Genomic DNA, 21,203 nt, shown 5'->3' with positions numbered 1-21,203 from the left:
GAGGTCGGCGGGGGAGGGGATTTCTAGGGCTCGGTAGAGGCGGTCGGGGACGAGGCTTACTAGGTCGTCGGTCCAGCGGGCGAGGTCGGTGGGCTCGTCGGAGCGGAACCAGTCGTTCAACACCTCGCATTCCAGCTTGGAGAACACCTCCACGATGAAGCGCAGGTTGTCGGTGACGGGCACGTGCCGGTAGTTCTCCAGCGTGTCCAGCAGCACCGTCTTGCGGTTCTCGGGCATGATGGTCTGGCCGAAGGGCGTGTTGATGGAGTACTGGATGGACTCGCGGAAGAAGTCGCGCTCCTGGGCGATGAGCCGCATGTGGTGGTAGTAGCCCGTGCGCCAATCGATGGTACGGCCGATTTCGTTGAGGTAGAACTGGCGGCAGAAGATGGAGTACCACCAGGGGATGTCGTACTTGCTCTCGAAGTGGCGGTAGAAGGTTTGGCGCGAGATGCCGGCGTTGCGGCAGATTTCCGCGACGGTGATCTGGTCCAAAGATTTGTTCACCGCGTGCAGAATCTTCATCTTCGTGCTCAATTCCGGTGAACTGAAAATGCTTTCGCCCAACATGAGATCCGTGATCATAGAGCCTCCGCCTTCAATAGGGCCGGCTTTTCGTCCTCGCTGAGGGCGTGTGTCCAGTGCCCGAATAGTACCAGATGAAATTTCGGTTGCTGACAACATGTCTATAGCAAATATACCGACGCTGGTGACATAGTATCATTTCTGTTTTGAAAATGTGACACTAGCTTGGTTTTGTCCTGCGCGTCGAACAAAATACCGTTGACATTCTGTTATGGGGAACAGGGTTTCTCGAACGACCTTTGCAGACGGCCTCGCGCCCCCTCACAATCAGAGGCAGGGAGAAGGGCTCACTCCAATCTTTCATCCACGCTCAGGGAAAGAGGATTCCTATGAACGAACGGGCAAAGTACAAGCTTATCGGATTTATCATGATGTTCGCCTCGTCATCGCTTATGGGCGGCATCGGAGCTTTCACGCGCTTCATCGACGCCCCGGGCGACTTCGTGTCGTTCTGGCGCAACTTCGCGGGCCTTATCGCCTTGTCGATCATCTTCTTGTTCATCGGTGGCTTCAAGAAGGTGAAGACCACGCGCTTTTCCGGAACCATGCTGCTCTCGGGCATTTTCCTGGGGCTTCTGTCGGGCCTGTACTGCCTCTCCACGCAGTACACCACGCTCGCCAACGCATCGTTCCTCATTTACACCGGCCCTATTTGGTCTACCATTCTGGCGGCGATCTTCCTGAAGGAGAAGCTCAGCTGGAAGAGCGTCTTGTGCATCGTGGCCGTGGTCATCGGCATGCTGTTCATCGTGGGCATCGTGACGCCGGAGGGCCTCACGCTCGACCTCGACCCCACCTACGCCTTCGGCAACGCCATCGCCTTCGCCTCCGGCATCGCCTACGGCCTGTACCTGTTCTTCTCGCGCTACCGCGAGGACTGCGACTCCAACGTGCGCTCGTGGTGGAACTTCCTGTTCGCTTCGCTGGCCATTCTCGTACTGCTGCTGTGGCACAACTTCTTCCTGCAGCCGCTGTCCTACCCCGAGAAGGTGAACGGCGTCACGCAGATTAACGCGGCCGGCGAGATTATCACGCACCCGTGGAACCTGTTCACCATGCCGCTCGACTCGTGGCTGTGGCTCATCGCCGCGGCACTCATCACGGGCTTCGGCGCCTTCTACCTGCTGACCCATGCGACCAAGCGCCTGAAGGCCGGCGAGCTGGCGGCCATCTCCTACCAGGAGACCATCATGGCGAGCCTGCTCGGCCTGCTGCTCTTCGGCGAGACGATGACCGCCTTCCAGCTTATCGGTGGCGCGCTCATCGTGCTCGGCGGCGTGAGCCAGATCGTGTTCACCACCAAGGCGGCCAATGAGGAAGTTGGTGACGCGGCCGTCGATGGCGAAGTGGCCCTCGCGGCCCAGGTGGGCGCGGGCGGTGCCGGTTTCATCGATGCGTCTCCCGACGGCATGGATCCGAAGCTGGCTGCCATGGCCGATGCGGCCGATGCGGCTGCCGAGGCCTACGATCGGGGCCATCCCAACACGACCGCCTAACGTTCCCTCGACGTAAATTAGCTGGCAGGCCCCGCCCTCGGCGGCGGGGCCCTAGGAAAGGACACCCTCATGAAGAACTCGGTGTACATGGAGGAAATGGACGCGTTCACCTATCGCGACAAAATTGCCAAGGAGGCGGTGGTGTTCATCCCCGTCGGCGCGTTGGAGCAGCACGGCAGCCATATGGCCATGTGCGTGGACGCGGCGCTTACGAAAGACATGGCCGGCGCCACGGCCGAGGCACTCGTGGCCGACACCGACGGCGAGGTGGAGGGCATCGTGTGCGCCCCCATCAACTTCGGCTACCGCTCGCAGCAGCGGTCCGGCGGCGGCTTCCACCTGTCGGGCACCACCTCGCTGGCCGGCAACACCCTTATCTCGCTGGCCCGCGACATCTGCTACAACCTCATCGAGGACGGCGCCCGCAAGATCGTGTTCATGAACGGCCACTACGAGAACTACCAGTTCATCTTCGAAGGGGCCCAGCTGGCGCTCGAGAAGGCGAAGGTGGAGGGCATCGAGGGCGTGAAGGTGCAGCTGCTGTCCTACTGGGATTTCGTGGACGACGCCACCATTCAGACGCTGTACCCCGAGGGCTTCACCGGGTGGGACTTGGAGCACGCCGGCGTGATGGAGACCTCGCTCATGCTGCTGTTCCACCCCGACCTGGTGGATATGGACCGCATCGACGCGGGCGTGTACTGCGACTTGCCCGCCCAGCTGCCCAACTACGACGTGCTGCCCGTGGTGGCCGCCTACACGCCGCCCTCCGGCTGCCTGTCTCACCCCGGCGAGTCCACCCGCGAGAAGGGCGTCATCCTGCGCGACGTGGCCGTGAAGAACATGGTGAGCGCCATCGAGCGCGAGTTCTACCGCCCGGGTGATTTCCATGAGAACTAGCGACGGGCCTGCGCCGGCCACCCAAGGCGCCTCGGCGGGTCGCGATTTGAAGCGCATCGCCGCCTCTTCCTTCCTGGGGAACTTCATCGAGTGGTTCGACTACGCCACCTACACCTACTTCGCCATTACCATAGGGCTCGTGTTCTTCCCCGAATCGGAGGTGAACTCCACGCTGCTCGCCTTCGCCATTTTCGCCCTGGCCTTCATCTTCCGCCCGCTGGGTGCGATGTTCTGGGGGAATATGGGCGATAAGAAGGGGCGCAAGCAGTCGCTGGCCATCTCGGTGCTGCTCATGTCCGGCGCGGCGTTCCTTATCGGGTGTCTGCCCTCCTACGGCGCCATCGGCATTGCCTCGCCCATTCTGCTGCTCGTGCTGCGCAGCGTGCAGGGCTTCTCGGTGGCGGGCGAGTACTCGGGCGCGGCGGTGTTTCTGGCCGAGTACGCGCCGGCCGACAAACGCGGGCGGTACTGCTCGCTCGTGCCGGCCTCGACGGCCACCGGCCTTCTGGCCGGGTCCACCATGGCCCTGGTGCTGAAGATGGTGCTGCCCGAGGCGGCGCTCATCGCCTGGGGCTGGCGCATCCCGTTTCTGCTGGCGGGCCCCTTGGGCTTCATCGCCCACTACATCCGCACGAAGCTGGAGGACTCCCCGGCGTTCAAGGAGATGGAGAAGGAGGACAAGGAGGCCGCCCATCCCACGCGCCTCGTGTTCAAGAAGTACCGCCGGCGCCTGCTGTCCTCCATTGCGGCCACCATGGTGAACGCCGTGGGCTTCTACCTGGTGCTGACCTACCTGCCCACCTACCTGACGAGCTACACGGCCATGGAGGCCTCCCAGGCCCAGCTGGCCACCGATGTGGCGCTTGTAGCCTACCTGTTCATCATCTTCGGGGCCGGCACGCTGTCGGATAAGGTGGGGCGGCGCCGGATGCTGCTTTCCGCCTGCGTGGCCTTCATCGTGCTGTCGGTGCCGTGCTTCCTCATGCTGGGAACGGCGACGCTGCCCATCGTCATCATCGCCGAGCTCATCATGTGCGTGACGCTTTCGCTGAACGACGCGAACATCGCCTGCTACCAGGCCGAGATGTTCCCCACCGAGGTGCGCTACACCGGCGCGGCCTTGGGCTCGAACATCGCGTACGTGGTGTTCGGCGGCACGGCGTCGTTCGTGGCCACGGCGCTTATCGACGCCACGGGCAACGGCCTCATGCCGGCGTTCTACATGATGGTCATCGCCGCAGTGGCGGGCGTCATCTTGTTCTTCACCGCCAAAGATTACAACGGCATGCCCTTGGATGAGATTCAGTAGCCGGGTAAGCGATGCTGGCCTTTGAGCCCTCTTGGGGCCAGCTTCCTCTGAGGTGTCCGGCTGCTCCTTCCAGGTGGCACGGGGCGGCGCCGATCCTGCCGCCCCGCCTTCACGGCCCCGCAGTTGCCCGCTGCGGGGCCGTTTTGTTGGGATGGGGCACTGTCTCACGGGTTGTCACTTTGTCCAAGCGGGGGCGCGGGAATTTGGAAGGGGAGGGGGTTCGCATTCCCCATCTGACGTGGTACCCTGGGGCTATGCGCGCCCGGAGATGCCCGGGCGTGTCCTGTGTGCGGCGACAATGCGGAAGGAGGCAGGCATGGCGGCGGTGAACCCCGGGGTGTACAAGAAGGTGCTGGCGGTGCGCGAGGCCTACTCGTTCGATATCGCCTGCCTGCTCATCCGCTTCTTCGGCGGCATGCTCAACATCGGCACGGTGACCATGATCACGCTGTCGGGCTACTCGTTCTTCACGGCGGGGCTGGCCTCGTCGCTTATCGCCCTTTCCATCTTCGTGGTGGCGCCGCGCGTTTCCAAGCGCATGGACGAGCGCGGGCAGGGGGCCGTCATTCCAAAGGCGGCCGCCATCACGCTGGTGGGCCTTGCCATTCAAATCGGCACGGTGCTGGCCCACGGGCCGGTGTGGCCGCTGTTCATCGGCTCGCTGCTGGTGGGGTTCTACCCGAGCCCCCAGGCCATGGCCCGCTTGCGGTGGACCTACCTCATCCGCTCGGGCCGCTTGGGCGAGGCCGCGCCCGATTTGCGCACCATGTTCTCCTACGAGAGCGTGCTCGACGACGTCGCCTTCATCTTCAGCCCGTCGCTTTCCATCGCGCTAGCGGCGGCCATCGTTCCCGTGGCGGGCATGGTGGCCGGCGGCATCGGCTTTGTGGTGGGCTGCGTTGTGCTCGTGGCCTCGCGTTCCACCGAGCCGGAGCCGGGGTGGTCGGCGGCGTCCCTGGAGGCCGAGGCCGGCGCTGAAGCGGAAGTGGAGGCAGAGGATCTTTCCGACGGCACCTCCGCCGAGCCGGCGCCGCGCAAGAGCCTGCTGGCCACCTGCGCGCCTATCCGCGTGCTCTTCGTCATCTATATGTTCATGGGGTCGTTCCTCGGCCTGTTCGACACGGCCACCGTCTCGCTTTCCGAGGATTTGAACAGCCCCGATTTCGCCGGCGCGGTGCTGGTGGCCTCGGGAATCGTGTCTATGGTCATGGGGTTCGTCTTCGGCATGGTGCGCCTGCGCGCGCCGCTGCCCAAGCAGTTGGTGGTAAGCGCGTGCCTGGTGGGCCTGGGCTTCGGCACCATGGTGTTCGTGAACTCGGCGGCCTCGCTTATGGTGGTGGCGCTCGTGGGGGCGGCCACCTACGCGCCGCTGCTCATCATCGCCAACGGCGTGTGCGAGCGGGCCGTGCCCGACGCGCGGCTTACCGAGGCCATCACGTGGCTCAACGCCGGCTACACCTGCGGCGCCGCCTTCGGCCCCACCACGGCCGGCGCCATCATCGACACCTTCGGCACCATGGCCAGCTTCAAGGTGGGCGCGGTGCTGTGCCTGGGCATGCCGCTTACGGCCATCCTCTGCTACCGCATCGTCAAGCGCGGCATTCTGCCCTCGCCCTACACCAAGGTGGAAAAGCGCGACCTGTAAGGCGCGTACTCTGTGGAATAAGATGACAATTCCGCATCTGATTCACCGTCAGTAAGCCAGTGGTGCCACAATGGGGGCATCTGCCTAGGTACGTGCGCGGGCCGACCGCGGCGCGCGCTGGAAGAGGAGGTCTTATGGAACCGGTGAACTACCAGGCCCCGGTGTATGCCCAAAGCTGCCTTTCGGCGGCGTGGGCCGACATCAAGATGGCGCCGAACTACGTGAGCCGTATGCTCGTGCTCGGCCTGATCATGTGTGTGCCCATCCTGAACTTCGTGGTGACGGGTTACTTGCTGTTCTGGGCCCGCGAGGTGCCCTTCGGCGGCCGTACGCCCCTGCCCGCGAACATGGTGACGGGGAAGAACTTCGAGTTCGGCTTCTACGGCTTCGTGCTGTCGCTGGTGGTGGGCATTGCCAGCGCCGTTGTGAGCGGCGTGCTCGGCTGGGTGCCCCTTATCGGCGTGCTGGTGGAGATTGCCGTGATGCTGGCCGTGGCCGTGGCGCTTATGCTTATGCAGATGCGCATGATCATGGGGCTGAATTTGGGCGACGGCTTCAACCTGAAGGACATGTGGGACAAGGCGCGCCGCAACTGGGGCCAGCTGCTGGTGGTGTCCATCGTGCCGGAGCTCGTGGCGGCTGTGATTCTGATGGCGGTGGGAACGGTGGTCGCGCTGTTCACCACGCTCGTCATATTCGGCAGCGCGGCGCCTACCATCGGCGCTATGAGCAGCGTGGCCGACCCCTCCTTCGCCCAGGTGATGTCGCTTATGGGGGCCATTGCGGGGCCGATGATCGTTTGCACGCTCATCGTCTACGTCGTGGGCTGCCTTATTGTGACGCCGGCCCAGGTGCTGAGCTACCGTGCCATGGGGCACTGGGTGGCCCGCTACGCGCCCGAGTGGACGACCCTGCCCGACGCGCGCCTGCCCTACCAGCAGCCGTAAGGCGATCGAGCGGCAAGGGCATGGCCCTTGCCCTACGGGTGGGTCCCGGTGTCGTCCGCTGTTCGTAGGGAAGGGGCCATGCCCCTTCCGCTTTTGCCGTGCGGTTAGTTGGAGAACGGAACCAGAAAAAGGCCCGCAGCTTGTTTGGAGCTGCGGGCCTTCCTTGTGGCTGCGGGGCGTTTGCGCTAGGAGCGGGGGACGTCCTTGATCTCGAGGGTCTTGAGGCCCACAGGCGACCAGCTGGTGGCGAAGGACTCCTCGATGGAGCCGGACACCGTGGCCGTCTTGCCGTAGAGGCTGTTGATGACGTCGTCCTCGAGCCCGTTGGTGGCGATGGCCACCGAGGTGAGGCGGTACTGCGAGCCGTTCAGGTTGATGTCGAGCGGACGGTTCAGCACGAGCACGAACTGCACCTTGCCGTCGGCCGTCTCGGAGGCGCCGCCGTTGGTGTAGTCGTTGCCCTCGGACAGCGTGCCCACGTTCGAGATGGCCTGCAGCGTGCCGGAGAGGATGAGGGAGTCGCCGTACTTGGCGTTGCCCACGTTCTCGGGCTCCTGGTTGTTCGCGGTGGGATCGAGCGCGGCCGCTGTGCCGGCGCTGCCCGCCGCCGCGCCCTCGCTGCCGGGGGCGGGCACCTCGTTGGTGGTGGTCTCAATCTGGCCGGCATCGCTGACGGTGACGAGCCACCCCTCCGTGGGCGACCAGGCTACGGCCAGGGTGACCGAGGAAGTGCGCAACTCGGTGCGGACTACGCCGTCGGCCTCGCTCTCGATGCTCTTGGAAAGCTCGACGCCGATGGTGCCGCCGTCGATGGTGAGGTCGGAAGTGGTCTTCATGATCTCGGCATCGGCCATGGCCTCGCCGTAGGTGGGGTCGTTGGTGGCCAAGATGTCGTTCAGGTTCGCGATGATGTCGGTGGCGCTCGGGCTGGCCAGCGGGGTGGCCGTGGCCTCGCCGCGGGTGATTTCGCCGGGCACCCAGGTCTCGCCCTCGGGGGAGTACTCGAAGGGCAGCGTGACGGGCACGACGATTTCGATGCCCTTGTTCTTGAAGGTGGCCGTCGCCGTGGCGGTGCACTCGATGATCTGGTTGGCAGCGGTGCCGAGGTTGGTGGGCTCGTTCAGCACGATATCGCTGAACTTCGGCCCGATGAGCGCGTCTTGAGACACGTAGGCGTACTGCGAGATATCCGGCGCGTCCATAGCCACCTCGTCGAAGGCGGCGATAACCCGGGCGTCCGACAGCGGCACGCGCTGGGTTTCCTCGGCGGCCGGGGTTTCGGTGAAGGTGCCCTGGGTGAACAGGAAGGCGGCTCCGGCCAAAGCGGCCAAAATGACGATGACGATGGCCACGATGATGGCGATGCGCGCGCCCTTCTTCACGTTGCGCGGCTGGGCGGCCTCCACGGTGCCGTAGCTCGCCTTAAGGGCGGCGGCCTCAGCAGCGGGGCTGGCGGCAGCCTCCGGGGCGGCCTCGGGGGCAGGCTCGGGCTCGCCGGCGCTCTGGATGAACGCCGCGGCGGCCTGGCGGGCCTCGGCGGCCTTGGCCTCGGTGGTCGAGGGGGTGCTTGCGCCCTCGGTGCCGATGGGTTCGTTCTCGGTCATAGGTTCCTCCTGAACAGGTTTGCCGCCATGAGGCGGCGCTCGCTGCGCATTGTACTTTACTTAGGGGCCGCTCGGCTAGCCCGCCACCGCACTAAAGGGCCGATTTGACCAGGTTGTTGGCGATGACGAAGACAATGACCATAAGCAGCAGGTTGAAGATGAGCGAGGTGGGAAGCCCGGCGTCGGTGGCGTAGCACAGGCCGAGCGCCAGAACCGAGGCGACGATGCCGACGAGCCCTAAGGTGCGCAGAAGACCCCGCCGCGCCGGTTCGCGCGAGGCGATCCAGCCGACGACGCCGCAGGCCAAGGTGACGCCGTTGGCGGCGATGGCGCTAAGTCCCAGCACAAGGGCGGAAAGCGAGACGCTTGCCTCGGTGGGGGCGCCGTCGGCGAAGGCGATGGCCACGACCACGGCCCCGACGGCCACGCCGAACAGCCCGCAGAGCAGCAGCAGGTAGGAAAACATCCGCAGGTACCACGAGGCGCTCGAGCGCTGCTCGGTTTCCATGGGCTCTCCTTTCGGCGGCATTATGTCGCGAGGTATACAGCTTGCGGGTATGTTGTGGGCTTGGGGCCCCACGATGGGGGAAATGATACCATAGCCCTATGAATGAGCCCGTTCTTCAACAAACCCCCTTGCAGCCCTCGCCCGGCATAGGCGACGCGGCTCCCAGCGAGCGCACGCCGGTGGCCCTGCGCGTGTTCGGCGTGTTGCTGATGGTGGGCGGCCTGGCGCTCGTGCCCCAGGTCATCGGGGTGTGGGTCGATATGGGCCAGGTGTTCCTTTCCGGATCCTACGAAGACGACTCGGTGCTGACCATCATCCTGTTCGTGGTGCTGGTGGCAGCCGTGTGCTACGCCATTCTGGCCTCGGCTGCCCTGGGCTTCCGCCTGCTGCGCGGCAACCGCCGCCGGGCGCGCATTCTGGCCGAGTCGGTGGCCATCGCGCTCGTGGTGGCCTTCGCGAGCGACCTCATGCTGTTCGGCGTGAACCCGGGCCTGTGGTTTTTGGGCATTACGGCGCTCATCCTCATCGTGGCTCATGTGTGGGTGGACCCGTCGCTGTCCGACGAGCGCGAGCTGCAGCGGCGCCTGCGCCTCATGGAAACCCGCGAGGAGGCCGAGGAGGGCACCCTCGGGCTCGACAAATCGGGTGACGGCTTCATCGAGCTCGACTTCTTCAACCTGTTCTGGATCTTCGTCATCGCGTCGGTGGCCGGTGTGGTCATCGAATCCATCTACCACGTGCTCGTGGTGGACTTCGGCCACTACGAGGATCGCGCCGGGCTTCTGTGGGGGCCGTTCTCGCCCATCTACGGCTTCGGCGCCGTGCTGATGACGCTGGCCTTGAACCGGTTCCACAACGCGCCGCTGCCGGTCATCTTCGCGGTAAGCGCGGTTATCGGCGGGGCCTTCGAGTACTTCGTCAGCTGGTTTATGGAGTACGCGTTCGGCGCCGTGGCCTGGGACTACACCGGCACCTTCCTGAACATCAACGGCCGCACGAACTTCATGTTCATGTGCATGTGGGGTGTCCTCGGCGTGGTGTGGGTGCGCCTGGCACTGCCGGCGCTGCTGCAGACGGTGAACCTCATCCCGTGGCGCTGGCGCTACTCGGTCACCGCCGTGTGCGCCGTGCTCATGATCATCGACGGCGCCATGACGCTCGTGGCGCTCGACTGCTGGTACTCGCGGCTTTCCGGCGTGGCGCCCGACAACGCGCTCGAGCAGTTCTGCGCCGACCACTTCGACAACGAGTGGATGGAGAACCGCTTCGAATCGATGAGCATCCACCCCGACGCGGCCCACCGCTCGTCTTAGGAGGCGCCGTGGTTGAAGACCCCTACAAAGTGCTCGGCGTGTCGCGCGACGCGACGCCCGACGAGGTGAAGAAGGCCTACCGCAAGAAGGCCCGCGAGAACCACCCGGATTTGAACCCCGACGACCCCAACGCCGAGGAACGCCTGAAGCAGATCAACGAGGCCTACGAGCGCATCACGAACCCCGAGAAGTTCGCCCGTGAGGATGCGCGCCGCTACCGGGCGCCCTACAACCCCGGCTACGGCTACGGCTCGCCGGGCACTGGTGCCGGCGGCAGCCCCTTCGGCGGCGGCACGACGGGGCCGGGCGGCTACCAGTACCAGTGGGTGGAAGTGAACTGGGAGGACATCTTCAACAACTGGTCCCAGGCTACTTCCGTGCCGCGGCCCGAGGTGTCGGCCACCGACTCGGCCGAGCTGCGCCAGGCGGTGACGTTCATCGCGAGCGGCAGCTACAAGGCGGCGCTTTCCGTGCTGGCGGCGTTGCCCATGGCCGAGCGCAACGGGCGCTGGTACTACCTGGCGGCGTTGGCCAACTACGGCGCCGGCAACGCCGTGGCCGCCGTGGACCAGATTCGCGCGGCCCGCAAGGCCGACCCTACCAACAGCGACTACCGTCAGGCCGAAGCGGTCATCGGCGCCAAAGCCCGCAGCTACCAGCAGGAAACCGCGAGCCGCGGCTTTTCCGGCGGCTGCGTGGACCCGAGCACGCTGTGCTGCTGCTTCCTGTGCGGCCCCAGCCTCTGCCAGCCCTTCCTATGGTGCCTGTAGTGGTAAGATAGCCGACGCTGTTTTTTCGTAAAGGAGGTTTCAGTGTCCCAAGAGACAGACTGGGCCGATGTTCGCGTGGTGGGTATTCCCCGGGCGCTGCTGTTCTACCGTTTCGGCGTGCTGTGGACTACCTTCTTCGAGGCCATCGGACGCACGGTGGTGGTAAGCGAGGCCACCGACAAGGCCGTCGCTGAGGCGGGCGACCACCTTTCCGTCGATGAGTGCTGCCTGGCCTCGAAGGTGTTCGTGGGCCATGTGGAGGCGCTCGTGGGGAAGTGCGACGCGGTGTTCGTGCCGTGCTACCCGACCGGCGAGCCCCGCAGCGGTTTCTGCACCAAGTTCCAGTCGGCCACCGATCTGGTGCGTGCGACGTTTCGCGACCAGAAGCTGCGCGTCATCTCCTGCGAGGTGCGCAACGCCCGCAAGATGAAGGACGTGCGCCGTGCCTTCGAGGGCATGGCGGCCCGCATGGGTGTGGCCCCGCGCGACGCGAAGGCGGCCTTCAAGGCGGCGTGGGACGCCCAGCGCGCCCACGATGCGGCCCTGGCCGACGCCCAGGAGCGCACCCTGCGCGCCCTCGACGAGCGGCGGCGCGAGGCCCAGGCGGCCGCAGCCGCGGGCAAGCCTGTTGAGGAGCCTTTGGGCATCCTCGTGGTGGCTCACCCCTACATCACCCACGACCCCTACCTGTCCGGCGCTGTCATCGAGTCGCTGACCGACATGGGGGCGACGGTCCTCTACGCCGACGCGGTGGACCACGAGCGCGCCTACAAGAAGAGCTTCGACTTCTCCGACACCATGCCCTGGCTCATCAACCGCGAGCTTATCGGCGCCATCCTGCTTCTGCAGGAGCGCGTGAACGGCATCGTGCTCATCAGCGCGTTCCCCTGCGGTCCCGATTCCATGACCGACGACGCCATCATGCGTTGCATCCAGGGCACCCCCATTCTGAACCTCATGATCGATGCGCAGTCGGGCACGGCCGGCGTGGAAACCCGTGTGGAAAGCTTCGTGGACATCCTGCGCTTCCAGCAGAAGGGAGGCTACACCCATGGCTAAGCCCCAGGCGATGATCGAGCAGGTGCGCTCGAGCGTGGCGGTGGAGCTCGAGCGGCGCCACGCCCCCACCATCGTGACCGACCGCAAGGCCGCGAAGGCCGCCAAGCACAAGGCCAAGCACCACAAGTACACTAAGGCGGCGTTCTTCCGCTACTGCTACTACGACCCGGCGTTCAAGTTCTTCTGCGAGCAGGTGCTCGACGTGGACTACCTGCCGCTGCCCGAGGCCACCCGCGCCTCCAGCGAGGTGGGCGTGCAGAACTCCAGCGACTACGTGTGCACCCCCTTCAAGCACATTCTGGGCGACTTCGCCGAGGCGCTTGACTTGGGCGCCGACATCCTCATCCAGTTCGGCGGCCCCTGCCGGCTCGGCTACTACGGCGAGCTGCAGGAGTCGATTCTGCGCGATATGGGCTACGAGTTCATCATGCTGAACTTCGCCCACGGCATCGAGAAGGGCTACATCGGCTGGGCCAAGGAAGTGCTGAAAACGGTGAACCCGAACATCGACGTGCCCCACGGCGTGGTGAAGCTGAAGGCCGTGGCGAAGATGATCGCGCACCTGGACAGCCTGCGCGACTTCTACCTGGCCAACGCCGGCTTCGAGGTGAACGCCGGCGACTTTGATGCCGCGTGGAACGATGCTATGGACGCCATGCGCGCCTGCCTGGACGAGCGCGACATCAACGAGGCCTACCGCGCGGCCATGGCCCGCATGCGCGCCATTCCGCTCGACAAGCCGGCCGACCCCATCCGCATCGGCGTCGTCGGCGAGATGTTCACGGCCATCGACGAGCGCAGCAACCTCGATTTGGACAAGAAGCTGCTGGCCCAGGGCGTGGAAGTGCATCGCATGCTGAACTTCACGAACCGCTACCTGCGCTACAACGAGCCGAACCTGCGCGTGGGCGCGAAGGACTACCTTACCTACGACATGGGGCCCACGAGCACGCTCACCATCGCGGCGGCGCGCAAGTACGCCAGCGACGGCTTCGACGGTATCATCCACGCGAAGTCGGCCGGCTGCACGCCGGAGATCGATTGCATGCCGGTGCTGCAGAAGGTCAGCGAGGATTTCTCGGTGCCCATTCTGTACCTTACCTACGATTCCCAGACCTCGGACACCGGCCTGGACACGCGCCTGGAGGCGTTCTACGACATGCTTTCCATGAAGAAGGAGAAGAGGAAATAATGACTAAGGCTTATCTGGGCATCGACATCGGATCCATTTCCACTAAGGGCGTGATCATCGACGAGGATCGCAACATCATCGCGCGTTCGTATTTGTGGACGGAGGGCGACCCCTCCCAGGCGTCGAAGAACGTGGTGCGCGAGCTGGAGAGCCAGGTAGGCGACGATGTGGAAATCGTCGGTGCCGGCACTACGGGCAGCGCGCGGCGGCTTGTGGGCGCGATGCTGGGCGCGAGCGTGATCAAGAACGAGATTACGGCCCATGCTGTGGGCACGACGCACTTGCACCCCGACGTGCGCACCATTCTGGAAATCGGCGGCCAGGACTCCAAGATCATCTGCGTGTCCGACGGCATCGCGGTGGACTACGCCATGAACACGCTGTGCGCCGCGGGCACCGGCTCGTTCCTTTCCAGCCAGGCCCATCGCCTGGGCGTCGAGGTAGAGGAGTTCGGCGACATCGCCCTTACCTCCCAGAAGCCGGCGAACATCGCCGCCCGCTGCACGGTGTTCGCGGAAAGCGACTTGGTGCACAAGATTCAGGTGGGCTATGCCCGCGAGGACATTATCGCGGGGCTGTGCAATGCCGTGGCGAGCAACTACCTGAACAACGTGGGCAAGGGCAAGAAGATTGCCGCGCCCGTGGTGTTCCAGGGCGGCGTGTCGAAGAACGTGGGCGTGGTGCACGCCTTCGAGGAGCAGCTGGGCATGGACGTGGCGGTGGATCCGGACGGCCACCTCATGGGCGCCTACGGCGTGGCGCTTTTGGCAGCCGATGCCGGTCCGATCGTCGGTGCCGAGTCGGGGCCGTTTGCCAGCGGCAAGTTCGACTTCGAGGCCATGCTCGACTTCGACTTCAAGACCCGCGAGATCGAGTGCCAGAAGTGCGCCAACCACTGCGAGGTCATCTGCGTCTACCGCGACAAGGACATCATCGACAGCTGGGGCAACCGCTGCGAACGCGGCGCCGTAAAGACGACGGCTTAACCGTTCGCCGAGGGAGACTTTACTCGGCCCTCTCGCTTTTGTAGCATTCGAACATTCGACTTTTTCGACTGACGAGATGCGAGAGCGAGCGTGATGCGGAATGGCCATGGGTGTTTCCCGTAAAGACATGGTAATGGTGGCGGTGCTCCTGACGGGCACCTTGCTGGCGGTACTGAACCTGACGATGCTGTCGCCGGCGCTGCCCTCTATTATGGAGGACTTGCAGGTATCGGCCACCACGGCCCAGTGGCTGACCTCGGTGTATGCCCTGGTGGAGGCCGTGGTCATTCCGCTATCCGCCTACCTGGTGGGGCGCTTCACCACGCGCCAGCTCTACATTTCGGCGCTCTCGGTGTTCACGGCCGGCAGCCTGGCGGCGGCCCTGGCCCCGAACTTCTGGGTGCTGCTGCTCGGCCGCATCATGCAGGCAGCCTGCACGGGCGCGGTCATGCCCATGGTGTTCACGGTGATCCTGCTCGTGTTCCCTCGCGAGAAACGCGGCACGGCCATGGGCGTCATCGGCCTCATCATCGGCTTCGCGCCGGCCGTGGGCCCCTCGCTTTCTGGCTTGCTGGTGGACTCGGTGGGCTGGCGCGCGCTGTTCGCTATTGTGACGACCCTCGGCGTGGTCGTAGTGGTGCTATCGGCCTGCCTGCTGCGCAACTACGGCGACTTCGCCCGCACCACCTTCGACAAGCTGTCGGTGGCCCTGTCCACCGTGGGCCTCGTGTGCCTGCTCTACGGGCTCTCGACGTTTGCCTCTACCGAGAACATGGCGATGACGCTGGCCCTTATCGCGGTGGGCATCGTGTTCGTGGTGCTGTATGTGCGCCGTCAGCTGAAGCTGCCGCAGCCTATGCTGAACGTGCGCATCCTGAAAACGCGGCAGTATGCTACGGCGGCCTGCGTCATCATCATCGTACAGGCCTCGCTTTTGGGCACCGAGGTCATCACGCCCCTCTACATTCAGGGCACCCTCGGCTTCACGGCCACCATGTCGGGTTTGGCCATGCTGCCCGGCGCGGTCATCGGCGCGTTCACGGGGCTTATCTCTGGGCGTTTGTTTGACCGCTTCGGCGTGCGGAAGGTGGCTGTGCCGGGCGTTCTGGTGGCCGTGTTGGGTGCTTCGGGTCTGGCGAGCCTGGGTATTGACGCCACCTTCATCAAGGTGATGCTCACGGTGACGACGCTCATCATCGGCCTGCAGTTCACCATGACGCCGCTGAACACCTGGGGTGTGAACTCTCTCGACAACCGCGTGATCCAGCACGCCCAGGCGCTCTCCAACACCATGAACCAGGTGGCCGGCTCCTTCGGCACAGCCCTGCTGGTGTCGGTGGCGGCCCTCGCGCCCATGGTGGCGCCCGAGGCGAGCGCGTTCGATCAGAGCTACCTGGGCGAGCACATGGCCTACTGCACCACCTTCGGTCTGATGTGCGTGGCGGCCCTCGTTATCATCTTCCTTGTGCGCGATCGCAAGCGCGGCGCGGCCGTTACGGCGGTTCAGCGCGGGGAAGAGGCTACCGATTACGCGGCCGGCATCTCCGGCGTGGCCGTCGACGGGACGACCGACGAGCCGCTCGGCGGCGAGCGCGTGTACGTGGCGTCCGACGTTATGAACCGCGAGCCGGTGTGCGCCCGCGACACCGACACCATGGGCTCGGTCATCCGGCTTATGGCCGCCGACCAGACAAGCGGCGTGCCGGTGGTGAACGAGGCCGGCGAGCTCGTGGGCTTCGTGACCGACGGCGATGTGGCCGCCTACCTCGGCAAAGCGGAAATCTCCTTGGCCGACGCCACACTGAACATCTACCGCTATGTGGACGACGAGGCCGAGATGGACCGTTTGAAGGATCTCGTGAAGCTGAACGTCATGAACGTCGCCACCAAGCGCGTCGTGTCGGTGGAGTGGGATACGCCGGTCGATGTGGTGTGCCAGCTGTTCGCCGCCAAGCGCATCAAGAAGGTACCGGTGGTGCGCGACGGCAAGCTGGTGGGCGCCCTGTCCCGCCGCAACATCATGGCCTCCCTAGCCGAAGCCATCGACCTGCTAGAGAAGTAACCCCGCGTATCTCCAGCACCCCTTTTCCCCAGCAAGCGGCCTGCCCTCGCGGTGCAGGCCGCTTGCTCGCATTTTGAGATAGGCTCTTGGCGCAATTATTGAGGAATAGGGAACTGCGAACCCCTAATCGCACTCATTCGCTATACTTGATGATGCCAAACGCCATAGGATCTTCGGGTCTACCATATCGCTCGCTGAGACGCCGCTTGTGCGATCTATTGCTTGTTCATGCAATCGAAGAAAAGAGGCAGAAGAGCATCTGCTATCAAGGTCTTCGATTGCATGCAGTCGAGCGATTCTTGGCGTTTGGCGACGAAGGCGGATGCTCTTCTTCCTTTATTGCCGGAGCAACTCCTTCGTGGACAGATGGCGCGCTTCATCTTGGCGCATGAATTGAAGGAGGAGCGAATGGATCGCAATTTTGGAAACCTTACTTTTAAGCAGCATCCCCGTTTGACTCGGCGGAGCTTCTTGGCATTGGGGGCTGTCGCCGTCTGCTCGTTGTCAAGCTGCACGCAGGCTCCGCTTGATACACCTTCAACGGAGGGTGATGCCCAAGAAATTATCGATGAGTACTTCGAGGGTCGTTCTGACTATGTGGACGAGTCGGAAGAAGTAGAGGTCGTGGAACCGACGCGGGGGCGAGCTGTCGAAGGGTTGCTTGCAGCTCGCTGGACCGTGGCAGAGATTCAAGAATTGCAAAATGCGAACAGTGGAGCCCTCTCGGTGGTCACTGATGAAGCAGCCGATTTGGCGATTGCCGGAGTTTCCGCCTTCACGCTCTTCGTGAATGATGGCAGTGCCTTGCGACCTGTCGCGTTCAATGAAGTCAATTCTGATTCCCGCGGGAGCTATCCTGGCAATTGCCTTCCCTTGGAGCTGCTTGGGGCGGGGCTCGTTTCTGAAGGGCGGGCCTATACATCCTATCCCTATGCTACGGAAGAAGATTTCACGATAGATGCACCGGATTTCTCCATCGTTGCTACGCTTGACAGAGAAGCGGATGAGACGCTCATCGCTTTCAACATTGATCTTGATGAGCCTGTTGATTTTTATCCGGTAGTCAACATGAACGGGCCGTATGCAGATGGCGATGATCAGATATTTAGGGATCTGACAACGAATCCGATGCTCGAATATGACTTCATCGAGGACGTGGAAATGGATGGTACGCTCGAGGCGACGGAGGAAGCGTTGATGAGCGCCGGAGTCTCGTATATGCCAATTGGGGAATCGACCAACTTCAGCACCGGGAAAACCAACACGTTCTATTGCCTCGCAAGTGATGAGCCAACTTCAGTGCTTGTGGGGTGCTATGAGGGCACTTCTTATGATGAGCGGACGATATGGATAAATAGGCAAATGGTTCTCTGCGAGGAAGGAGCAGCTTATACGGCACCTTATGTGCGTACTAAGAATGGGTATGTTGAGATTGATACGTCTGGGATTCCCAATGGATCGTATGTTGTGCAGCATGGTTACGAAGCGTGCTTCTTGAACCTAATATAATAAGAATTTTTAGTAAATATAATCAATATTATATACTAATATTGATTATATGAATTATGCGTACCCCCAATCGGACACAGTCCATGGGCCTCCATTTTCCCGGCGAAGTACCCACTTCCAGCCTTCGTAGAGGGTATCTGGGTTCCAGGTGCCCTCGCCTTTTCCCTCGGGAGGGGAGAGGAAGGTCGACGTCAAAACAAGGTACTCGGTAGTCGGATCGAGAGTGGTGCGCTCGGCGTGGTAATCGTACTCAAATTGCGACAGATCGTCCCCCGCATAGCCAATTTCCATGAGGGTGCAACCATCGAATTCAAGGACGAACTTTCTTTCGACGGCATCGATGGCTTGCTGGATTTCCTCTTGGGAGTACAGGCTTGAGGGCTCGTTTTCGATAACAAGAGAAGGCGATAGGGCTCCGCAGGCAGCGAGCCCGAGACATGCGCTAGCTACTAAAATCGCGCAGGCAACGCTACGTAAAGGCATAGCGGCCTCCTCACGTTTCGTCGGATGTCTCTCGTGCGCCTCGAGACTTGAAAAAGGCGCTCCCATGCGTATGACTGCATTGCTGGAATGCGAGTTGATCATACCAGATTCCATCTACGGAAGCGCCCGGGATGGGTGCGGGTGACTCGGCGCAATCTCGTTGTATAGCAGTAAGAAACAATGCTATACTCAGAGCATCTCAATTAAGGGAGGCCGCCATGATGAGTCAGATGAACGTGCGTATGAACGAGAAACTGCGTATCGAAGGTAACCTGGCCCTTGAGGAGGTGGGTTGGAGCCCGTCCCAGGCGACGCGGGCCCTGTGGGGCTTTGCCGCTCGCAATCGGCGCAACCCCAACAAGCTGAGGGAGATGCAGCGCTTTCTCGAGGGTGCCTCTGAGCTGGAGGGGGAGCGGCCGCAGCCCTCGGAGGCGGTGCTCCGAGGCCCGCAGATCATCCGCGAGTTCCGTGAGAAATACGGGTTGCCGGATTCTGATCCGAACGACGCGCCTTCGTACGAGGAGCTGCGGGAAGAGGCGCTTTACGAGCGTTATCGCGAAAGGGATCTGCTATGAGCAAGGAAATGCCAAAGACGCTTTTGCTTGATACTAATATTTGGATCGATTACTACTTGGGCGATCGACCGGGTAGCAAAGCGGCTGCAGAGCTGATTGCTGCCGCCGATGTTCTCAAAATCACCCTCGCTTATCCTTCCTTGAGCGTCAAGGATCTCTACTACGTTCTTAACCAGGAGACAAAAAGGGAGTTCAGGAAAGCGAGTGGCGTTTTGACGGAGTCGCAGGCCCTGGCTTGCAACGAGTACGCCTGGGCTTGCGTAGGCGCCATGCGCGGTATAGCCGTCGCCTCTCCCATTGGCGAGCCGCAGGTGTGGCTCGCCTGCCACTACAAGGATATCCACTGTGACTTCGAAGATGATTTGGTGCTGGCGGCGCTAGAGACCTCCAAGGCTGATTTCCTTGTTACCAACGACGAGGCGCTTTGCCGCAAGGCGCCCAAGGGGGCCCTTTCCGCTGCGGATATGCTGGCGTACTTGAGGGCGCACGAAGGGTGAGGCCAGCCAGGGGGGCAGGGCTGAGTTTTGAAGAAACCTTATAGCACTTGACTTAGATTTCCTCATGAATATAATGGCATGTTAGCACTCATAAAGGGAGACTGCTAACGTCACTTCCTTCGCAGGTCAACGGCTCTTTTTCAGAATGACGCACCCGCAAGACACTACCTGCGAGGGTTCTACACTAAGGGGCGTTTGCGTTTCCGGAACCAGAAAGAAGGAATGCTTTCATGCGTAAATTCAAAACCGAGAGCAAAAAACTGCTCGACCTCATGATCAACTCCATCTACACCAATCGCGAGATTTTCCTGCGCGAGCTTATCTCCAACGCGTCGGATGCCGTGGACAAGTTGTATTTCCGCAGCTTGACGGACAGCTCGGTGGCGGTGAACCGCGGCGACCTGGCCATTACCGTGGGCTTCGACAAAGAGGCCCGTACCGTGACGGTGTCCGACAACGGTATCGGCATGACCAAGGACGAGCTGGACAAGAACCTGGGCACCATCGCCCATTCCGACTCCTATGAGTTCAAGGCCGAGCGCGCCCAGCAAGTAGTAGAGGGTGACGCTCCTGAGGACGGCGCCGACGTGAAGGGGCTGGACGATCTGACTGACGTGGACATTATCGGTCAGTTCGGCGTGGGCTTCTATGCCGCGTTCATGGTGGGCAAGAAGGTGCGCGTGGTGTCCCGCGCCGTGGGCAGCGACGAGGCCTGGGCCTGGGAGTCCAACGGCGTTGACGGCTACGACATCAAGCCGGCTGAGCGCGATGAACACGGCACCGACGTCATCGTGTACCTGAAGGACAACACCGACGAGGAGAACTTTGACTCCTTCGCTACTGAGCAGGGGCTCACCTCGCTCATTAAGCGCTACAGCAACTACGTGCGCTACCCCATTCAAATGGAGGTCACGCGCAGCCGCAAGGTAGAGCAGGAGGAAGGCGCCGAGGGCCAGCCCGAGTGGGAAACCTACACCGAAATCGCCACCATCAACTCGATGATTCCCATCTGGAAGCGCCGCAAGTCCGAGGTGTCCCAGGAGGAGTACAACGAGTTCTACAAGACCGACTTCCACGATTTCGAGGACCCCGCCCGCACCATTTCGGTGCACGCCGAGGGCTCGCTGAACTACGATGCCCTGCTGTTCGTGCCCGGGCGCGCCCCGTGGGATCTGTACTCCAAGGATTTCAAGAAAGGTCTGGCGCTCTACAGCTCCAACGTGCTCATCATGGAGAAGTGCGAGGAGCTTTTGCCCGACTACTTCAGCTTCGTGCGCGGCGTGGTGGACTCGTCTGACCTGACGCTCAACATTTCCCGCGAGACGCTGCAGCACAACGGCCAGCTGCGTGCTATTGCCCGTCGCTTGGAGAAGAAGATCAAGGGCGATCTGGCGTCCTTCCGCGACGATGACCGCGAGGGCTACGAGAAGTTCTTCGAGCAGTTCGGCCGCACGCTGAAGTTCGGTATCTACCAAAGCTACGGCATGGCGAAGGACGTGCTGGGCGATTTGCTGCTGTTCTACTCGGCGAAGCAGAAGAAGCTCATCACGCTGGACGAGTACCTGGCGGATGCGCCGGCGGGGGCCGATTCCATCTTCTATGCTGCCGGCGACTCGCTGGAGCGCTTGGCCCAGATGCCGCTGGTCACCACGGTGCTGGCCAAGGGCTACGACGTGCTGCTGTGCGACCAGGATGTGGACGAGTTCTGCATGATGGCCATGGGCACCTACGGCGAGCACGCGGTGGACGACGACGAGGACAAC

General features: G+C 62.8%; 19 protein-coding genes. 15 read left to right on the top strand and 4 right to left on the bottom strand.

The genetic code is table 11. The annotated features are described in order from the left end of the window. The coding region (locus QZ307_RS07045) for a TetR/AcrR family transcriptional regulator (protein WP_295997777.1) at positions 1–585 on the bottom strand (585 nt) is incomplete at its 3' end. Positions 586–914: 329 nt separating this feature from the next. Here QZ307_RS07045 and QZ307_RS07040 point away from each other — a divergent pair. From QZ307_RS07040 to QZ307_RS07020, 5 genes are all read left to right on the top strand, one after another. After that, positions 915–2,081: a DMT family transporter gene (locus tag QZ307_RS07040; protein ID WP_295997775.1), complete on the top strand. Its 1,167-nt coding sequence runs from the start codon at positions 915–917 to the stop codon at positions 2,079–2,081. A gap of 69 nt (positions 2,082–2,150) precedes the next feature. Further along, positions 2,151–2,981: a creatininase gene (locus QZ307_RS07035; protein WP_295997773.1), complete on the top strand. Its 831-nt coding sequence runs from the start codon at positions 2,151–2,153 to the stop codon at positions 2,979–2,981. After that, positions 2,971–4,290 (top strand): MFS transporter, encoded by a 1,320-nt coding sequence (locus QZ307_RS07030; RefSeq protein WP_295997772.1) that lies wholly within the window; start codon positions 2,971–2,973, stop codon positions 4,288–4,290. The genes QZ307_RS07035 and QZ307_RS07030 overlap by 11 nt, the downstream gene beginning before the upstream one ends. Positions 4,291–4,606: 316 nt before the next feature. Further along, positions 4,607–5,935, top strand: coding sequence for an MFS transporter (locus QZ307_RS07025; RefSeq protein WP_295997770.1), 1,329 nt, complete (start codon positions 4,607–4,609; stop codon positions 5,933–5,935). Positions 5,936–6,069: 134 nt separating this feature from the next. Beyond that, the gene (locus tag QZ307_RS07020) at positions 6,070–6,882 is read left to right on the top strand and encodes a hypothetical protein (protein ID WP_295997768.1); all 813 of its coding nucleotides are present in this window, start codon (positions 6,070–6,072) and stop codon (positions 6,880–6,882) included. A 185-nt stretch (positions 6,883–7,067) separates the two neighbouring features. Here the strand turns inward: QZ307_RS07020 and QZ307_RS07015 are convergent, their stop codons facing one another. Further along, positions 7,068–8,486: a hypothetical protein gene (locus QZ307_RS07015; RefSeq protein ID WP_295997766.1), complete on the bottom strand. Its 1,419-nt coding sequence runs from the start codon at positions 8,484–8,486 to the stop codon at positions 7,068–7,070. A gap of 91 nt (positions 8,487–8,577) precedes the next feature. After that, positions 8,578–8,994, bottom strand: coding sequence for a hypothetical protein (locus tag QZ307_RS07010; protein ID WP_295997764.1), 417 nt, complete (start codon positions 8,992–8,994; stop codon positions 8,578–8,580). Positions 8,995–9,092: 98 nt separating this feature from the next. On the opposite strand from QZ307_RS07010, the gene QZ307_RS07005 reads away from it, so the two are divergent. The 7 genes from QZ307_RS07005 (at position 9,093) to QZ307_RS06975 (ending at position 17,885) form a co-directional block, all read left to right on the top strand. After that, complete coding sequence (locus QZ307_RS07005) at positions 9,093–10,307, top strand: hypothetical protein (protein ID WP_295997762.1); 1,215 nt, start codon at positions 9,093–9,095, stop codon at positions 10,305–10,307. Positions 10,308–10,315: 8 nt separating this feature from the next. Next, positions 10,316–11,077 (top strand): DnaJ domain-containing protein, encoded by a 762-nt coding sequence (locus tag QZ307_RS07000; RefSeq protein ID WP_295997760.1) that lies wholly within the window; start codon positions 10,316–10,318, stop codon positions 11,075–11,077. A 42-nt stretch (positions 11,078–11,119) separates the two neighbouring features. Further along, complete coding sequence (locus QZ307_RS06995; protein ID WP_295997758.1) at positions 11,120–12,136, top strand: acyl-CoA dehydratase activase-related protein; 1,017 nt, start codon at positions 11,120–11,122, stop codon at positions 12,134–12,136. Continuing rightward, complete coding sequence (locus tag QZ307_RS06990) at positions 12,129–13,328, top strand: hypothetical protein (RefSeq protein WP_295997756.1); 1,200 nt, start codon at positions 12,129–12,131, stop codon at positions 13,326–13,328. Before QZ307_RS06995 ends, QZ307_RS06990 begins: the two co-directional genes overlap by 8 nt. Continuing rightward, positions 13,328–14,314, top strand: coding sequence for an acyl-CoA dehydratase activase (locus tag QZ307_RS06985; protein ID WP_295997754.1), 987 nt, complete (start codon positions 13,328–13,330; stop codon positions 14,312–14,314). Before QZ307_RS06990 ends, QZ307_RS06985 begins: the two co-directional genes overlap by 1 nt. A 106-nt stretch (positions 14,315–14,420) precedes the next feature. Beyond that, positions 14,421–16,376 carry an MDR family MFS transporter gene (locus QZ307_RS06980; protein WP_295997752.1) on the top strand — a complete coding sequence of 652 codons (1,956 nt, stop codon included), beginning with the start codon at positions 14,421–14,423 and terminating at the stop codon, positions 16,374–16,376. 228 nt (positions 16,377–16,604) lie between these two features. After that, positions 16,605–17,885 (top strand): hypothetical protein, encoded by a 1,281-nt coding sequence (locus QZ307_RS06975; protein ID WP_295997749.1) that lies wholly within the window; start codon positions 16,605–16,607, stop codon positions 17,883–17,885. 54 nt (positions 17,886–17,939) lie between these two features. Here QZ307_RS06975 and QZ307_RS06970 read toward each other — a convergent pair whose 3' ends face one another. Then, on the bottom strand, positions 17,940–18,470 hold the full coding sequence (locus tag QZ307_RS06970) for a hypothetical protein (RefSeq protein WP_295997746.1): 531 nt from the start codon (positions 18,468–18,470) through the stop codon (positions 17,940–17,942). Between the two features lie 116 nt (positions 18,471–18,586). Here QZ307_RS06970 and QZ307_RS06965 point away from each other — a divergent pair, with 116 nt between their 5' ends. The 3 genes from QZ307_RS06965 to htpG form a co-directional block, all read left to right on the top strand. Continuing rightward, on the top strand, positions 18,587–18,943 hold the full coding sequence (locus QZ307_RS06965) for a translation repressor RelB (protein ID WP_295997743.1): 357 nt from the start codon (positions 18,587–18,589) through the stop codon (positions 18,941–18,943). Continuing rightward, the gene (locus tag QZ307_RS06960) at positions 18,940–19,440 is read left to right on the top strand and encodes a PIN domain-containing protein (RefSeq protein ID WP_295997740.1); all 501 of its coding nucleotides are present in this window, start codon (positions 18,940–18,942) and stop codon (positions 19,438–19,440) included. The genes QZ307_RS06965 and QZ307_RS06960 overlap by 4 nt, the downstream gene beginning before the upstream one ends. Before the next feature lie 230 nt (positions 19,441–19,670). After that, positions 19,671–21,203: molecular chaperone HtpG (gene htpG / locus QZ307_RS06955; protein ID WP_295997737.1), on the top strand; the 1,533-nt coding region annotated here is incomplete at its 3' end.

The sequence above is a fragment of the uncultured Adlercreutzia sp. genome (assembly GCA_910585575.1).
Lineage (GTDB): Bacteria > Actinomycetota > Coriobacteriia > Coriobacteriales > Eggerthellaceae > Adlercreutzia.
This window is presented reverse-complemented; position numbering and strand designations above follow the sequence as displayed.

What these genes read in the sequence shown, in the direction of transcription:
- QZ307_RS07040 (WP_295997775.1), top strand. Translation starts at nt 915, where the DNA reads ATGAACGAACGGGCAAAGTACAAGCTTATCGGATTTATCATGATGTTC.
- QZ307_RS07035 (WP_295997773.1), top strand. Translation starts at nt 2,151, where the DNA reads ATGAAGAACTCGGTGTACATGGAGGAAATGGACGCGTTCACCTATCGC.
- QZ307_RS07030 (WP_295997772.1), top strand. Translation starts at nt 2,971, where the DNA reads ATGAGAACTAGCGACGGGCCTGCGCCGGCCACCCAAGGCGCCTCGGCG.
- QZ307_RS07025 (WP_295997770.1), top strand. Translation starts at nt 4,607, where the DNA reads ATGGCGGCGGTGAACCCCGGGGTGTACAAGAAGGTGCTGGCGGTGCGC.
- QZ307_RS07020 (WP_295997768.1), top strand. Translation starts at nt 6,070, where the DNA reads ATGGAACCGGTGAACTACCAGGCCCCGGTGTATGCCCAAAGCTGCCTT.
- QZ307_RS07015 (WP_295997766.1), bottom strand. Translation starts at nt 8,486, where the DNA reads ATGACCGAGAACGAACCCATCGGCACCGAGGGCGCAAGCACCCCCTCG.
- QZ307_RS07010 (WP_295997764.1), bottom strand. Translation starts at nt 8,994, where the DNA reads ATGGAAACCGAGCAGCGCTCGAGCGCCTCGTGGTACCTGCGGATGTTT.
- QZ307_RS07005 (WP_295997762.1), top strand. Translation starts at nt 9,093, where the DNA reads ATGAATGAGCCCGTTCTTCAACAAACCCCCTTGCAGCCCTCGCCCGGC.
- QZ307_RS06990 (WP_295997756.1), top strand. Translation starts at nt 12,129, where the DNA reads ATGGCTAAGCCCCAGGCGATGATCGAGCAGGTGCGCTCGAGCGTGGCG.
- QZ307_RS06985 (WP_295997754.1), top strand. Translation starts at nt 13,328, where the DNA reads ATGACTAAGGCTTATCTGGGCATCGACATCGGATCCATTTCCACTAAG.
- QZ307_RS06980 (WP_295997752.1), top strand. Translation starts at nt 14,421, where the DNA reads ATGGGTGTTTCCCGTAAAGACATGGTAATGGTGGCGGTGCTCCTGACG.
- QZ307_RS06975 (WP_295997749.1), top strand. Translation starts at nt 16,605, where the DNA reads ATGCAATCGAAGAAAAGAGGCAGAAGAGCATCTGCTATCAAGGTCTTC.
- QZ307_RS06970 (WP_295997746.1), bottom strand. Translation starts at nt 18,470, where the DNA reads ATGATCAACTCGCATTCCAGCAATGCAGTCATACGCATGGGAGCGCCT.
- QZ307_RS06965 (WP_295997743.1), top strand. Translation starts at nt 18,587, where the DNA reads ATGATGAGTCAGATGAACGTGCGTATGAACGAGAAACTGCGTATCGAA.
- QZ307_RS06960 (WP_295997740.1), top strand. Translation starts at nt 18,940, where the DNA reads ATGAGCAAGGAAATGCCAAAGACGCTTTTGCTTGATACTAATATTTGG.